The organism is Bacillus sp. NP157 (genome assembly GCA_018889975.1).
Taxonomy (GTDB): Bacteria; Pseudomonadota; Gammaproteobacteria; order Xanthomonadales; family Rhodanobacteraceae; genus Luteibacter.
This window is the reverse complement of sequence record CP076546.1, coordinates 3,256,510-3,269,784: the sequence shown is the minus strand read 5'-3', so window position 1 is coordinate 3,269,784 and position 13,275 is coordinate 3,256,510. Positions and strand designations below refer to the sequence as shown.

The 13,275-nt window shown below is 67.5% G+C and carries 13 protein-coding genes; 3 read left to right on the top strand and 10 right to left on the bottom strand.

Features of this window, described 5'->3' with window-relative positions; genetic code table 11:
* Positions 1-195: 195 nt before the first annotated feature.
* A complete protein-coding gene (gene polA / locus KPL74_14995; protein QWT19046.1) occupies positions 196-2,934 on the bottom strand; it encodes a DNA polymerase I in 2,739 nt (912 codons plus the stop codon).
* A 95-nt stretch (positions 2,935-3,029) separates the two neighbouring features.
* On the opposite strand from polA, the gene KPL74_14990 reads away from it, so the two are divergent.
* Positions 3,030-3,563, top strand: a complete 534-nt coding sequence (locus KPL74_14990) for a DUF2782 domain-containing protein (GenBank protein ID QWT19045.1) — start codon at positions 3,030-3,032, stop codon at positions 3,561-3,563.
* 26 nt (positions 3,564-3,589) lie between these two features.
* On the opposite strand, the gene KPL74_14985 is transcribed toward KPL74_14990, so the two are convergent.
* A complete protein-coding gene (locus tag KPL74_14985; GenBank protein ID QWT19044.1) occupies positions 3,590-4,288 on the bottom strand; it encodes a glutathione S-transferase in 699 nt (232 codons plus the stop codon).
* 44 nt (positions 4,289-4,332) lie between these two features.
* Positions 4,333-5,223, bottom strand: a complete 891-nt coding sequence (locus tag KPL74_14980; protein QWT19043.1) for a LysR family transcriptional regulator — start codon at positions 5,221-5,223, stop codon at positions 4,333-4,335.
* 93 nt (positions 5,224-5,316) lie between these two features.
* On the opposite strand from KPL74_14980, the gene KPL74_14975 reads away from it, so the two are divergent.
* On the top strand, positions 5,317-6,321 hold the full coding sequence (locus KPL74_14975) for a bile acid:sodium symporter (GenBank protein QWT19042.1): 1,005 nt from the start codon (positions 5,317-5,319) through the stop codon (positions 6,319-6,321).
* Here KPL74_14975 and purH read toward each other — a convergent pair.
* The 3 genes from purH to KPL74_14960 form a co-directional block, all read right to left on the bottom strand.
* Positions 6,293-7,882: a bifunctional phosphoribosylaminoimidazolecarboxamide formyltransferase/IMP cyclohydrolase gene (purH, locus tag KPL74_14970; protein QWT19041.1), complete on the bottom strand. Its 1,590-nt coding sequence runs from the start codon at positions 7,880-7,882 to the stop codon at positions 6,293-6,295. The two genes, KPL74_14975 and purH, sit on opposite strands and share 29 nt — an antisense overlap.
* Positions 7,883-7,946: 64 nt before the next feature.
* On the bottom strand, positions 7,947-8,180 hold the full coding sequence (locus tag KPL74_14965) for a Fis family transcriptional regulator (GenBank protein ID QWT19040.1): 234 nt from the start codon (positions 8,178-8,180) through the stop codon (positions 7,947-7,949).
* 219 nt (positions 8,181-8,399) lie between these two features.
* Positions 8,400-9,215, bottom strand: a complete 816-nt coding sequence (locus tag KPL74_14960) for a zinc-ribbon domain-containing protein (protein ID QWT19039.1) — start codon at positions 9,213-9,215, stop codon at positions 8,400-8,402.
* Between the two features lie 64 nt (positions 9,216-9,279).
* Between KPL74_14960 and prmA the strand changes: the two genes are divergently transcribed.
* Positions 9,280-10,182 (top strand): 50S ribosomal protein L11 methyltransferase, encoded by a 903-nt coding sequence (gene prmA / locus KPL74_14955; GenBank protein QWT19038.1) that lies wholly within the window; start codon positions 9,280-9,282, stop codon positions 10,180-10,182.
* A gap of 33 nt (positions 10,183-10,215) precedes the next feature.
* Here the strand turns inward: prmA and accC are convergent, their stop codons facing one another.
* From accC to KPL74_14935, 4 genes are all read right to left on the bottom strand, one after another.
* The gene (gene accC / locus KPL74_14950; protein ID QWT19037.1) at positions 10,216-11,586 is read right to left on the bottom strand and encodes an acetyl-CoA carboxylase biotin carboxylase subunit; all 1,371 of its coding nucleotides are present in this window, start codon (positions 11,584-11,586) and stop codon (positions 10,216-10,218) included.
* A 10-nt stretch (positions 11,587-11,596) separates the two neighbouring features.
* Positions 11,597-12,058, bottom strand: coding sequence for an acetyl-CoA carboxylase biotin carboxyl carrier protein (locus KPL74_14945; protein QWT19036.1), 462 nt, complete (start codon positions 12,056-12,058; stop codon positions 11,597-11,599).
* Positions 12,059-12,111: 53 nt separating this feature from the next.
* Positions 12,112-12,561, bottom strand: coding sequence for a type II 3-dehydroquinate dehydratase (aroQ, locus tag KPL74_14940; GenBank protein ID QWT19035.1), 450 nt, complete (start codon positions 12,559-12,561; stop codon positions 12,112-12,114).
* Between the two features lie 163 nt (positions 12,562-12,724).
* A complete protein-coding gene (locus KPL74_14935) occupies positions 12,725-13,273 on the bottom strand; it encodes a DUF1415 domain-containing protein (GenBank protein QWT19034.1) in 549 nt (182 codons plus the stop codon).
* Positions 13,274-13,275 lie beyond the last annotated feature (2 nt).

Here is a 13,275-nt window from a genome sequence, read left to right as displayed (position 1 = left end):
CCAGGGAGGTGGGGCCCACCGATGAGGACGCCGTTGCGTGCGTCCACAGATATAGACGTCCGATAGCGGCGGAAGTTGCAACGAAACGCAGAAAAAAGTCAGGCCGCGTTCATGGCCATGGAAATCAATGGCTTGAAGCGGCCTGAAAAGCAGGTTCCAACGAAATGTTTACGATTTAGACGGCCAAATCGCCACTCAGTGAGCCTCGTCCCAGTTCGCGCCGACGCCAACCGACACCTGCAGCGGCACGCTGAGGGTGGCGGCGCCGCTCATATGCGCCTCGATGCCGGCCTTCACGGCGTCCACGGCGTCTTCGCGTACTTCGAGGACGAGTTCATCGTGGACCTGCATGAGCAGGCGCACGTCGTCACGCGGGGCGATCCAGGCGGCGACGCTGATCATGGCGCGCTTGATGATGTCGGCGGCCGTGCCCTGCATCGGGGCGTTGATCGCCGCGCGCTCGGCGCCCGCACGCAGGGCCTGGTTGCGCGATGTCAGGTTCTCCAGGTACAGGCGGCGACCAAACAGCGTCTCCACGTAGCCGCGCTGGTGCGCCTGCTCACGCGTCGCGTCCATGAAGGCCCGGACGCCGGCGAAGCGCGAGAAATAGCGCGCCATGTAGTCGGAGGCCTCCCCGCGGTCGACGCCCAGCTGGCGCGCCAGGCCGAAGGCGCTCATGCCGTACATCAGGCCGAAGTTGATGGCCTTCGCTGCGCGGCGCTGGTTGGTCGTCACGTCATCGGGCGCCACGCCGAACACTTCGGCGGCCGTCGCCCGATGCACGTCGCCGCCTTCGGCGAAGGCACGCACCAGGCCCTCGTCACCGGACAGGTGGGCCATGATCCGCAGCTCGATCTGCGAGTAGTCGGCCGCGACGATGCGCCAGCCCGGCGGTGCCACGAAGGCCTGGCGAATGCGCCGGCCTTCTTCGGTGCGCACCGGGATGTTCTGCAGGTTCGGGTCGGATGAACTGATGCGGCCCGTGGCCACGGCACCCTGGTGGTAGCTGGTGTGCACGCGCCCGGTGCGCGGGTTCACGATGCCGGCCAGCTTGTCCGTGTAGGTGGAGCGCAGCTTGGCCAGTCCACGGTAATCGAGGATCAGCCGCGGCAGCTCGTGCGAGTCGGCCAGCGCTTCGAGTGCTTCTTCGTTCGTCGAGGGCTGGCCCGTGGGAGTCTTCACCTTGGCCGGGAGGCCGAGTTCGTCGAACAGCACGGCCTGCAGTTGCTTGGGCGAATCCAGGTTGAACTCGTGGCCCGCCGCCGCATACGCCTTCTGCTGGAGCTCGACCATGCGCTTGCCGAGTTGCTGGCTCTGCATGCGCAGCTCGTTGGCGTCGATGAGCACGCCGGTGCGTTCCATGCTGGCCAGCACCGGAACCACCGGGATCTCGATCTCGAGATACACCGAACGCAGCGACGGCTCGGCTTCCAGGCGCGGCCACAGCGCGTGGTGCAGGCGCAGGGTGATGTCCGCATCTTCGGCCGCGTACTTGCCCGCCGTATCGATATCCACCTGCGAGAAAGAAATCTGTTTCGCGCCCTTGCCGCAGATTTCCTCGTACTTCACCGTGGTGTAGCCGAGGTAGCGCTGCGCCAGCGAATCCATGTCGTGGCGCGTGGCGGTGGCATTGAGGATGTACGACTCCAGCATGGTGTCGTGCGCGAGGCCGCGCACCTCGATGCCGTAGTGCGACAGCACGTTGATGTCGTACTTGCCGTGCTGGCCCACCTTCGGGCGCGTCGCATCTTCGAGGATGGGCTTCAGCGCGCCGAGCACGTGCTCGCGCGACAGCTGCGCGGGCGCGCCCGGGTAATCGTGGCCCACCGGGATGTAGCAGGCCTTGCCGGGCTCGACGGCGAGGGAGACGCCCACCACTTCGGCGCGCATCGCGTCGATGCTGGTGGTTTCGGTATCGAAGGCGATGAGCGGCGCCGTCTCGAGCTTTTCCAGCCACGCCGCCAGGCGGTCTTCCGTGGTCACCAGTTCGTATTCGCCCGGCCCGCTGTAGACGTCGGTGGCGACCACTGGTGCAGGCGCGGGCGCAGGCGCCGCCGTGGCGGAGGCGGCCGCCGCGGCGAACGAATCGCCACCGGCTTCGAGTTCCTTCAGTGCGGCCTTGAAGTCATAGCGCGCATACAGCTCGCGCAGTGCCTCGACATCGCGGGGACGCATGGCCAGGTCGGTCGGCGCCTGGTCGAGCGGCACGTCGACACGGATGGTGACCAGCTCGCGCGACAGCGGCAGGCGCGGAATGGCCGCGCGCAGGTTCTCGCCGATCTTGCCGCCGATCTTCGCCGCGTTGGCGATCAGCGCATCGAGGTCGGGGTACTCGGCCAGCCACTTCGCGGCCGTCTTCGGGCCGCACTTTTCCACGCCTGGCACGTTGTCGATCGAGTCGCCGACCAGGGTGAGGTAATCCACGATCTGCCCGGGGCGCACGCCGAACTTGCCGATGACACCTTCGATATCCAGCGTGGTGTTGGTCATCGTGTTGATCAGGATGATGTCCGTGCCCACCAGCTGCGCGAAATCCTTGTCGCCCGTGGAAATCACCGTATGGATGCCGGCGGCGCTGGCCTGGCGGGCCAGGGTGCCGATGACGTCGTCGGCTTCCACGCCGGGAACGCAGAGGATCGGGAAGCCCAGGGCGCCGACGATCTTCATCATGGGCTCGACCTGTGCGCGCAGGTCGTCCGGCATGGACGGGCGGTTGGCCTTGTACTCGGGGTACAGGTCGTCGCGGAACGTGCGCCCTGGCGCATCGCAGACGAAGGCGACGTAGTCGGAGCCGGCCTTCATCGTGGTGCGCAGCATGTTGACGATACCGAACAGCGCGCCGGTCGGTTCGCCGTGCGCGTTGGTCAGGGGCGGCAGCGCGTGGAACGCGCGATACAGGTACGAAGACCCGTCGATAAGCGTGAGCGTAGGCATCCGTGGATTCTCGCATGGGCTGGCGCGGGGTGTTCGTTCACGTGGCGTGGGGCGCCCGCCTTGCTATCCTCGTCACCCCGCACGGAGATTCCCCCATGAACCGCATGCACGCCCTTGTCGCCGCGTTGGCCCTTGGCCTGGCCCTGCCGGCCGCCGCACAGACCACCCCGGACCCGACGAAGCTGAAGGCCTTGCCGCCGCCGGGCCTGAACGACCCGGGCGTGAAAGAGGGCGAGCCGGACCGCTCGGGGCAGAAGACGGTCGAGCGCCCGGTGCCGTACGACCAGGCCCAGGACACCCGCTCCACCCCGGCCACCTCGGATGCGCAGGGCAGCAAGGTCTCGGCGGCGAACCTGCCGGCGATGCGCGACGACGGCAGCGTGGACGGCCGTGGCAATCCGGCCCCCGAGGTCACCGTGCACACCGAGGGTACGGACACCGTTGAGGAATACCGCACGGCCGGCCGCCTCACCATGATCCGCGTGACGCCGAAGAATGGCGTTCCCTACCAGGTCATGGCCAACAACGACGGCAAGCTGGTCCGCGACTCGGGCACGATCAACGTCAGCCCGGTCTATTACAAGGTGTACGAGTGGGGCGCGGCGCCGAAGCCGGCCGGCTCCGACTGAACCTGCCTGGCGCCGGCTGGGCGGGCTTACCCGTCCAGCTCGGCGTAATGGCGGAAGATGCCGTCCTCGCTGTGTGGCACCCGGCGATCGGACGCGACATAGGCCGCGATATTCGGCCGCTCGCCCACCCGGCGGGCCAGCTCGCGCAGCAGCGGTAGCTTTTGCCGGGCCATCGCCTTCGGGAACGCGTAGCCCAGGCCGGACATCACCTGGAACAGCGACAGGTCGACGTAGCTGAACTCGCGCAACGGGTGGTCGCCGCCGCCGCGCTCCAGGGCCTTTTCGAAGTAATGCAGGAACTTGGGGATGCGCGACTCGCGGAATTCCTTCGCGCGGCGCCGTGCTTCCTCTTTCTGGTCTTCGTAATACAGGCCGGCGCCGACCGGATGGTGCACGTCGTGCGCCTCGGCGACGAGGTCGGTGATCGTGAGCTGCAGCTGGTTCGCGTAGAGCCGTTTGGACTCGCTTTCCGGGACGAGGCCGTGGCGCGGGCCGAGGTATTGCAGGATGTTGGCGACCTGGGCGATGACCAGCCGCCCGCTTTTCAGGAAGGGCGGCGCATAGGGCAGCGCGCCTTCGTGGCCGCCGTCGAGCCAGGCCGTCATCGCCTCGTCGCCGTCCGTGCGGGCCACGTCGACATAGTCGGCGTTCGCCTCTTCCAGGGCGAGCCGGACGAACTCGCCGCGACCCTGGATACCGCTCCAGTAGAACAGCTGGTAACTCATGGACATCTCCTGCCGTTAAGCGACCGAGCATCGCGGTCGTGCGTTCAAGCCAGCGTGAGCGCCATGTCGCGGACCACGTCCCACGCCGTCTGCGCGGGCGGTGACAGCGAACGGGCCCGGCGCCGCAGCAGGGTCACTTCGCGATGCACCTCGGGCGTCAGCCGACAGGCAACGAGGCCCGGGCGGAGCGCGTCGAGCGACAGGGCGGGGGTGACCGTAACGCCGAGACCGGCCTCGACCATGCGGAAGGCCGTGTGCGGGTGGCCGACCTCGATCGCGACCTGGGCGGCGACGCCGTGAGTGGACAGCGCGGCATCGATCAGGCGACGGCTGCCGGAGGCGTGGTCCAGCAGCACCAGCGGCTCCGTGCCTAGCCCGGCCCACGCGACCGCCTTGCGCCGCGCGAACGGGTGGTCCTCGCGACAGACCACGCGGAAGGGGTCGCGCAGGATCGTTTCGGCGTCGAATTCCTCGCGGGTGGCCGGTTCCACGGTCAGGCCAAAATCCACTTCGCCACCGCGCACGGCATCCAGCACCTGGGCCTGGCTCTGGTCGCGCAGGATGATCTCGAGCGCCGGGTGGTCGGCCGCGCAGCGTGCGATGGCCAGCGGGACCAGCCCGGCGGACAGCGTCGGCACGGCGGCGATGCGCACGCGTCCGCGTAGCGGATCGGCCTGGGTACGCGCGTGGGCGAGCACGCCATCCAGTTCGTCGAGGACCCGGCCCAGGGCCTGCTCGAGGTAACGGCCGGCCTCGGTCGGGACGACTTCGCGCGTACTGCGGTCGAACAGGCGCACGTCGAGTTCGCCTTCCAGGTCGGCGATCAGCCGGCTTACCGCGGGCTGGGTCAGGTGCAGGGCCTCGGCGGCGCGGCGGAAATGCCGGTGGCCCGCCACGGCGAGGAAGGCACGGAGCTGGCGCATCGACACATTCATGCATTTATCGTATCACTGGATAAGATAAAACGAATTGCCTTATCAAAGCCCGCGCGGTGCAATAGGCGTCATCCTTATTCCCGGCCGACCGCCATGCGCCGCTTCCTCCCCGACGGCTTCACCCTTTCGCTGATCGCCACCGTCCTGCTGGCCAGCTTCCTGCCATGCCGCGGCATCGCCGCCCAGGGCTTCGAGGTGCTGACCGACATCGCCATCGCGCTGCTGTTCTTCCTGCACGGCGCGAAGCTCTCGCGTGAGGCGGTGGTCGCGGGCATGACCAACTGGCGCCTGCACCTGACCGTGCTCGCCAGCACGTTCGTGCTGTTCCCGCTGCTCGGCCTGTTGCTGAAGCCGGTGCTGTCGCCGCTGGTGTCGCCCGATCTCTACCTCGGCATCCTGTTCCTGTGCACCCTGCCGTCCACGGTGCAGTCGTCGATCGCATTCACCTCGATCGCGCGCGGCAACGTGCCCGCCGCGATCGTCTCTGCGTCGGCATCGAGCCTGCTCGGCATCTTCATCACGCCGCTGCTGGTCGGCCTGATGATCGCGGGGTCGGGGCAGGGCGCGATGTCGTGGCATGCGATCGGCGCGATCGTCGTGCAGCTTTTCATCCCGTTCGTGGCCGGGCAGGTGGCGCAACGCTGGATCGGTGGCTGGGTGCGCAAACACGCGACGATGCTCACCTTCGTCGACCGCGGCTCGATCCTGCTGGTGGTGTACACCGCCTTCAGCGCCGCTGTGTTGCAAGGCCTGTGGCACCAGCTACCGTTGCCGGTGCTGGGTGGCCTGGTGGTGGTGAACATCGTGCTGCTGGCGCTGGCGTTGCTGGCGACGCGCTACGGCGCCCGCGCGCTGGGCTTCGAGACCGAAGACGAAATCACCATCGTGTTCTGCGGCTCGAAGAAGAGCCTCGCCTCCGGCGTGCCGATGGCCAAGGTGCTGTTCGCCGGCCATCCGCTGGGCCTGATCGTGCTGCCGATCATGCTCTTCCACCAGATCCAGCTGATGACCTGCGCGGTGCTGGCACGGCGATACGCGGTGCGGCGCGAGACGCCGCACCGCATGCCGATCAATGCCGGAAATGGCGGACGCCCGTAAACACCATCGCCATGCCGTGTTCGTCGGCGGCGGCGATCACTTCGCTGTCGCGCATCGAACCACCCGGCTGGATCACGGCGGCGATGCCGGCGGCGGCGGCAGCGTCGATGCCGTCGCGGAACGGGAAGAACGCGTCGGAGGCCATCACGCTGCCCGGTACGACCAGGCCGGCTTCCTCGGCCTTCAGGCCAGCGATCTTCGCGCTGACCACGCGACTCATCTGGCCGGCACCGACGCCGATGGTGCGCTGGTCCTTCGCGTAGACGATCGCGTTCGACTTCACCATCTTGGCGACGCGCCAGGCGAACAGCAGGTCGTCGAGCTGGGTCGCCGTCGGCTGCACCTTGCTGACCACCTTCAGTTCGTCGCGCGTGACCTGGCGATGGTCGGCGGTCTGCACGAGCAGGCCCGAGCCGACGCGCTTGATGTCGTGGGTGTTGCGACCGTCGCCCAGCGGGATCTCCAGCACGCGCACGTTGGCCTTCTTCGTGGCTTCGTCGACGGCGCCGGCTTCGACGACGGGGGCGATCAGCACTTCGACGAACTGGCGCTTGAGGATCACCTTCGCCGTTTCCGCATCCAGCGGGCGGTTGAACGCGATGATGCCGCCGAAGGCCGAGGTCGGGTCGGTGGCATAGGCGAGTTCGTACGCCGCGAGCGGATCGGCCGCCACCGCCACGCCGCACGGGTTGGCATGCTTGACGATGACGCAGGCCGGCGCGTCGAACTGGCGCACGCATTCCCACGCGGCATCGGCGTCGGCGATGTTGTTGAACGACAGTTCCTTGCCCTGCAGCTGGCGGAACGTGGCCAGCGTGCCTTCGGCCGGATAGAGGTCGCGGTAGAACGCGCCGGCCTGGTGCGGGTTTTCGCCGTAGCGCAGGTCCATCACCTTCACGAAGCGGCCGTTCGACTGCGCCGGGAATTCGGCGTGTCCGGCGACGGCGGTGTGGGTCTCGTCCAGCGTGACAGCGGAGAGGTAATCGCTGATCGCGGCGTCGTAGTTCGACACGCGGTTGAACGCGGCGACCGACAGCTGGAAACGGGTGGCGCGGGACAGGCCACCGTTGCCTTCGATCTCGCCGAGCGCGCCGTCGTACTGCGACGGGTCGGTCAGCACGCCGACGTCGTTCCAGTTCTTCGCCGCGGCGCGGAGCATGGCCGGGCCACCGATGTCGATGTTCTCGATGGCGTCTTCCAGCGAGCACGACGGATTCGCGACGGTACGCTCGAAGGGATACAGGTTCAGCACGAGCAGGTCGATCGGAACGATGCCGTGTTCGGCCATCACCGCGTCGTCGGTACCGCGTCGGCCGAGCAGGCCGCCATGCACCTTCGGGTGCAGCGTCTTCACGCGACCGTCCATGATTTCCGGGAACCCGGTCAGGTCGCCCACGTCGCGAACGGGGATGCCGGCGTCGCGCAGCGCTTTGGCCGAGCCACCCGTGGAAAGGATCTCGACGTTGGCCGCGACGAGGCGGCGGGCGAGGTCGGTCAGGCCCTGCTTGTCAGAGACGCTGACGAGCGCACGGCGGACGGGGACGAGGTCGGGGGAGGGCATGGGCACTTTCCGGCAGGGGAAAGCGCGCCATTATAGCCGCCCAAACGCCGGGCGGCCGGATTGCTCAAGAAATACCGTGGGCAGCCAGCTTTTTGCGCAGGGTGGCACGGTTGATGCCGAGGGCCGCGGCGGCGCGGCTCTGGTTGCCGTCGTGGAACGCGAGCACTTCACGCAACAGGGGGCCTTCGACCTCGCGGATCACCAGGGCATGCAGGCCTTCACCGCCTTCGGTGTCACCAATGTCCGCGAGATAGCGGCGCACGGTACGGCTGACGCATTCGCTGAGAGCACTCTGCATGGAGGTTTCGTTGGCGGCCTCGGCGGCAGTAAGTCTCACAGCGTTCAAGGCATGTCCCTCTCGCACACCGGAACGCCTGTCCCGGTGGGTTCTTGTTCGAAATGCTCGCAGGTGCGACACGGACGCCGCGCAAGGCTGGCCGGGAGTCGCGAAGGGAACCGAGTGTACTCGCCCACGGGGTGGAAGTGCAGGCTTGCAAAAAGAAATTTTTTCGAATGGTCACTCGAAGCTGAATGCGAAAGCGACCGCCCGCTGGCCCGGGTCTTGCACCTCGAACACCATCGCCGTGGTCGCGCCGCCGGCCAGGCCGTGGGCGCGCAGGCTGGCGTCGCCGACGTAGTCTTCCGGCTGGAATCGACGCATCGCCAGGCGCTGGCCGTCGGCATCGGAGAGCACGATGGTGACGACCGGATACGGCTGCGCGAAGGACGCATCGTTGTGCACGCTGGCGGTGATCAGCAGGCCGTCCTGAACGGACGGGTGCTGCTCGACATCGCGTGCGAGCAGGCGCAGTTGTGCAGGCGCGGCGACCAGCGGCAGCTGGCAGCCGATCACGTTGCACGTGGTCGAAAGGATCGGTCCGAAGGTCGGGTCGCCCACCAGCGTGTCGCGCTTCGCCCAGGCCAGCTGTGCGCCGAGGCCAAGGAGCAGCACGAGGCAGACCGTGATCCAGCCGGCCGTGCGCCACGAGCGCTGTTTCTTCGTGCGCGCGAATTTCGGCGTGAAGGTCAGCTGGGAGAAATCGTCGGGCGCCGGCATCGCTGCGTCGGCTTCGTCGACAGGCTCGACGGCCGGGTCCGGCCCAGCCGCCGGCGAGCGTGGGCGGAACACCGCGACGTCGGCGACGGGCGGGTCGCGGTCCAGCGCATGCTCGGGCAGGCGCGTGAACGGCTCGGGCGGCAGGTGGGCGGCAAGCGTGCCAAGCGCGTTGAAGACCGCGTCGCAATGGCTGCAGCGCAGGCAGCCGCACGCCGGGACCAACAGCTCCGCTTCGAGCTTGTAGACGGTGAGGCAGTCTGGGCACTGGGTGTACATCGTTCGATCATAACGTGCGCGCCCGCTAGAATCGTCGCTCCCACGCTTCCCCCATGGACCGCCCATGCCCTGGCTCGAACTATCCCTGACGATCCGCGCCGCCGAACAGCCACGCGTCGAAGCCGCGCTCGAAGACCTGGGCGCGCTGTCCATCACCCTGCAGGACGCCGACGCGGAGACGCCCGACGAAGAGGCCATCTTCGAGCCCGGCGTGGGCGAGCTCCCGCTGTGGAACCAGATCGTCCTGAACGCGCTGTTTGACATCGAGGCCGACCGTCGTGGCCTGACCGCCGCCATCGCCGACGACCTGCCCTTCATCGAGCCGGCGCAGATCGCCTGGCGCGAAGTGGAAGACCAGGACTGGGAGCGTGCGTGGATGGACCAGTTCAAGCCGATGCCGTTCGGCCGCCGGCTGTGGGTCTACCCGTGGAACATCGACCCGCCGGAAGACGGTGGCATCGTCGTCGTGCGCCTCGATCCGGGCCTGGCCTTCGGTACCGGCACCCACCCGACCACGGCGATGTGCCTGGAGTGGCTCGACGGCCAGCAGATGGCCGGCCAGATGGTGCTCGACTACGGCTGCGGCTCCGGCATCCTCGCCATCGCTGCGCTGAAGTGCGGCGCGGCGCGTGCCGTCGGCATCGACAACGACCCGCAGGCGCTGATCGCCTCGCATGACAACGCCGAACGCAATGGCGTCAACGATGCGCTGGAGGTTTACCTGCCGGGCGAAGCGCCGGTGGAGCTGGCCGACGTGCTCGTCGCGAACATCCTCGCCGGGCCGCTCGGCGAACTTGCGCCGACCTTCGCCGCGGCGGTGAAACCGGGCGCGCAGTTCGCGCTGTCGGGCATCCTGTTCGGGCAGCACGAGGAGTTGCTGGTGCGTTATGCCGAGTGGTTCGAAGAGCTTGAGGTGCGCCAGCTCGAGGACTGGGTGCGGATCAGCGGCCGCAGGAAGCGCGCGTGACAAAAAAATCCCGCCATCTGGCGGGATTTTTTCTTACTCGGCGTGCGGTGCTTCTTTTTCTTTCTGCTCCGCCATCCGCTTTTCCAGGTAGTGGATGTTCTGCCCACCCTGCTGGAAGCCGACGTCGGCCATGATCCGCTGCTGTAGCGGGATGTTGCACTTCACGCCTTCGATCACCGTCTCGTTCAGCGCCATGCGCATGCGTGCGATGGCGGTGGCACGGTCCGGGCCGTGCACGATGATCTTGCCGATCATCGAGTCGTAGTTCGGCGGGATGCGGTAGCCGTCGTACAGGTGCGTGTCGACGCGCACGCCCGGGCCACCCGGGGCCTCGAAGCGCTTCACCGTGCCGGGGCTCGGCATGAAGGTGTCCGGATCCTCGGCGTTGACGCGGCACTCGATGGCATGGCCATTGAGCACGATGTCTTCCTGGCGGATGGACAGCTTCTCGCCGCCGGCGATCAGCAACTGCTCGCGGACCAGGTCGATGCCGGTCACCAGTTCCGTCACCGGATGTTCCACCTGGATACGGGTGTTCATCTCGATGAAGTAGAAGCGGCCGTTCTCGAACAGGAACTCGAACGTACCCGCGCCGCGGTAGCCGATGCGCAGGCAGGCATCGACGCAGACCTTGCCGATCTCCGCGCGCATTTCCGGGGTGATGCCCGGCGCCGGCGCTTCCTCAACCACCTTCTGGTGGCGACGCTGCATCGAGCAGTCGCGCTCGCCCAGGTGGATGGCGTTGCCCTGGCCGTCGGCGAGCACCTGGATTTCCACGTGGCGCGGATTCTCCAGGAACTTCTCCATGTAGACCTGATCGTTGCTGAAAGCGGCCTTCGCTTCCTGCTTGGTCATCACGATGGAGTTGGCGAGGTGGGCTTCGGTGCGCACGACGCGCATGCCGCGGCCACCGCCGCCACCGGCGGCCTTGATGATCACCGGGTAGCCGATCTCGCGTGCGATGCGGATGTTTTCATCCACGTCGTCGCCGAGCGGGCCGCCCGAGCCGGGCACGCACGGCACGCCCGCCGCCTTCATGGCGCGGATGGCTTCGACCTTGTCGCCCATCAGGCGGATCACGTCGGCGGTGGGGCCGATGAATACGAAGCCCGACTGCTCCACCTGTTCGGCGAAGTTCGCGTTCTCCGAGAGGAAGCCGTACCCCGGATGGATCGCGCCGGCGTCGGTGATCTCGGCGGCGGCGATGATGCGCGGGATGTTGAGGTAGCTGTCGACCGAGGGACCCGGACCGATGCACACCGATTCGTCGGCCAGGCCGACGTGCTTGAGGTTGCGATCGACGGTGGAGTGCACCGCGACCGTCTTGATGCCGAGCGCGTGGCACGCGCGCAGCACCCGCAGCGCGATTTCACCGCGATTGGCAATGACGACCTTCTCGAGCATGGCGAGGGCCTCAGGCGACGACGAACATCGGTTCGTCGAATTCCACCGGCTGGCCGTTTTCGACCAGGATGGCGACGACCGTGCCCGCGATATCGGATTCGATCTGGTTGAACATCTTCATCGCTTCGATGATGCCCAGTGTCTCGCCGGCCTTGACCTGCTGGCCAACGGTGGCGAAGGCCGGAGCCCCCGGTGTGGAAGCGGCGTAGAAGGTGCCGACCATCGGCGCCTTCACCACGTGGCCAGCCGGCAGGCCGGATTCGACGACGGCGGGCGCGGCCGGTGCAGCGGCGGCCACCGGGGCCGGGGCGGCGACGGGAGCCGGGGCGGCGTACATCGGCTGGGCGACGGCGACGCCACCCTTCGGCACGCGGGACAGGCGAACCACTTCTTCGCCTTCCTTGATTTCCAGCTCGGCGAGGTTCGATTCCTCGAGCAGGTCGATGAGCTTCTTGATCTTGCGCAGGTCCATGGGACAAACCTTCTGGTGGTGGGACGGGCGCGCGACGCGCCGCGAAAAGGGAATCAGGCCGCCGGGACGGCGACGCGAAGCAGGACGGCTTCCAGCGCCAGCCGGTAGCTGTCGCCACCGAAGCCGCAGATCACGCCCGAGGCGATGTCCGACAGATACGAGTGGTGGCGGAACGGCTCGCGGGCGTGCGGGTTGGACAGGTGCACTTCGACGAACGGGATGGCCACGCCGGCCAGCGCATCGCGCAGGGCGACCGAGGTGTGGGTGAACGCCGCCGGGTTGAACAGGATCCACGCGACGCCTTCGTCGCGCGCCTGGTGGATCCGGGCGATCAGCTCGTGCTCGGCGTTGGACTGGAACCAGCTGAGGTCATGCCCGGCCGCCTGGGCCCGGGCCTGCAGCGTGGCGTTGATGTCGGCGAGGGTCTCGCGTCCATAAACCGCCGGCTCGCGAACGCCGAGGAGATTGAGGTTGGGTCCGTGCAGGACGAGGATCCTGGCCACTGTTCACCTGTGCCTGAGGTCCGGAAAGCCGGAACGCCGCGCAGTGTGCGCCTGTCGTGGGCCCATGTCCAGTTCGGTGGAGATCGGCGCAGTTCGCCGTAGTTCACGACTTTCCAGACGCCGCCGTATGGTCCCACCCCCGGCGCGGCGGCGGGGTCCCGGGTCAGGCGAACAGTTTTTGCCAGCCGTCGAGGCCGAGCTTGTCCAGCGTTTCCATGTTGGCCTCGAAGATCTTCGAGGCGTCGGGGAAGGCGGCCACCGCCCGGTCGATGCTGGCCTCGCGCAGCAGGTGCAGCGTCGGGAACGGCGAGCGGTTCGTGTAATTGGTGATGTCGCCCGGCGCCGTGCCGTCGAACTGGAAATCGGGGTGGAAGCTGGCTACCTGGATCTCGCCCTCGAGGTCGAGGTCGCCCACGGCGGCGTCGGCCACCTCGAGGAACTCGTTGAAATCCTCGAAATCCTCCAGCACGCCCGGATGGATCAACAGGGTCGTGTCCACGCTGTCCGGGCTGGTATCGCGGAGGAACGCCAACTCGCGGTTGAGGTCTTCGAGCAGTTGCAGCGGCTGGGTGGCGTCGCTGACCACGTAGCGGACCTGGTCTTTCTTGTGCACCGCCTTGGCGAACGGGCAGAGGTTCAGGCCGATCACGGCGCGTTCCAGCCACAGCCGGGTCGCGTCGATCGCCTCGTCGTGCGAGGGCATGCTTTCCATAA

What these genes read in the sequence shown, in the direction of transcription:
- polA (QWT19046.1), bottom strand. Translation starts at nt 2,934, where the DNA reads ATGCCTACGCTCACGCTTATCGACGGGTCTTCGTACCTGTATCGCGCG.
- KPL74_14990 (QWT19045.1), top strand. Translation starts at nt 3,030, where the DNA reads ATGAACCGCATGCACGCCCTTGTCGCCGCGTTGGCCCTTGGCCTGGCC.
- KPL74_14985 (QWT19044.1), bottom strand. Translation starts at nt 4,288, where the DNA reads ATGAGTTACCAGCTGTTCTACTGGAGCGGTATCCAGGGTCGCGGCGAG.
- KPL74_14980 (QWT19043.1), bottom strand. Translation starts at nt 5,223, where the DNA reads ATGAATGTGTCGATGCGCCAGCTCCGTGCCTTCCTCGCCGTGGCGGGC.
- KPL74_14975 (QWT19042.1), top strand. Translation starts at nt 5,317, where the DNA reads ATGCGCCGCTTCCTCCCCGACGGCTTCACCCTTTCGCTGATCGCCACC.
- purH (QWT19041.1), bottom strand. Translation starts at nt 7,882, where the DNA reads ATGCCCTCCCCCGACCTCGTCCCCGTCCGCCGTGCGCTCGTCAGCGTC.
- KPL74_14965 (QWT19040.1), bottom strand. Translation starts at nt 8,180, where the DNA reads ATGCAGAGTGCTCTCAGCGAATGCGTCAGCCGTACCGTGCGCCGCTAT.
- KPL74_14960 (QWT19039.1), bottom strand. Translation starts at nt 9,215, where the DNA reads ATGTACACCCAGTGCCCAGACTGCCTCACCGTCTACAAGCTCGAAGCG.
- prmA (QWT19038.1), top strand. Translation starts at nt 9,280, where the DNA reads ATGCCCTGGCTCGAACTATCCCTGACGATCCGCGCCGCCGAACAGCCA.
- accC (QWT19037.1), bottom strand. Translation starts at nt 11,586, where the DNA reads ATGCTCGAGAAGGTCGTCATTGCCAATCGCGGTGAAATCGCGCTGCGG.
- KPL74_14945 (QWT19036.1), bottom strand. Translation starts at nt 12,058, where the DNA reads ATGGACCTGCGCAAGATCAAGAAGCTCATCGACCTGCTCGAGGAATCG.
- KPL74_14935 (QWT19034.1), bottom strand. Translation starts at nt 13,273, where the DNA reads ATGGAAAGCATGCCCTCGCACGACGAGGCGATCGACGCGACCCGGCTG.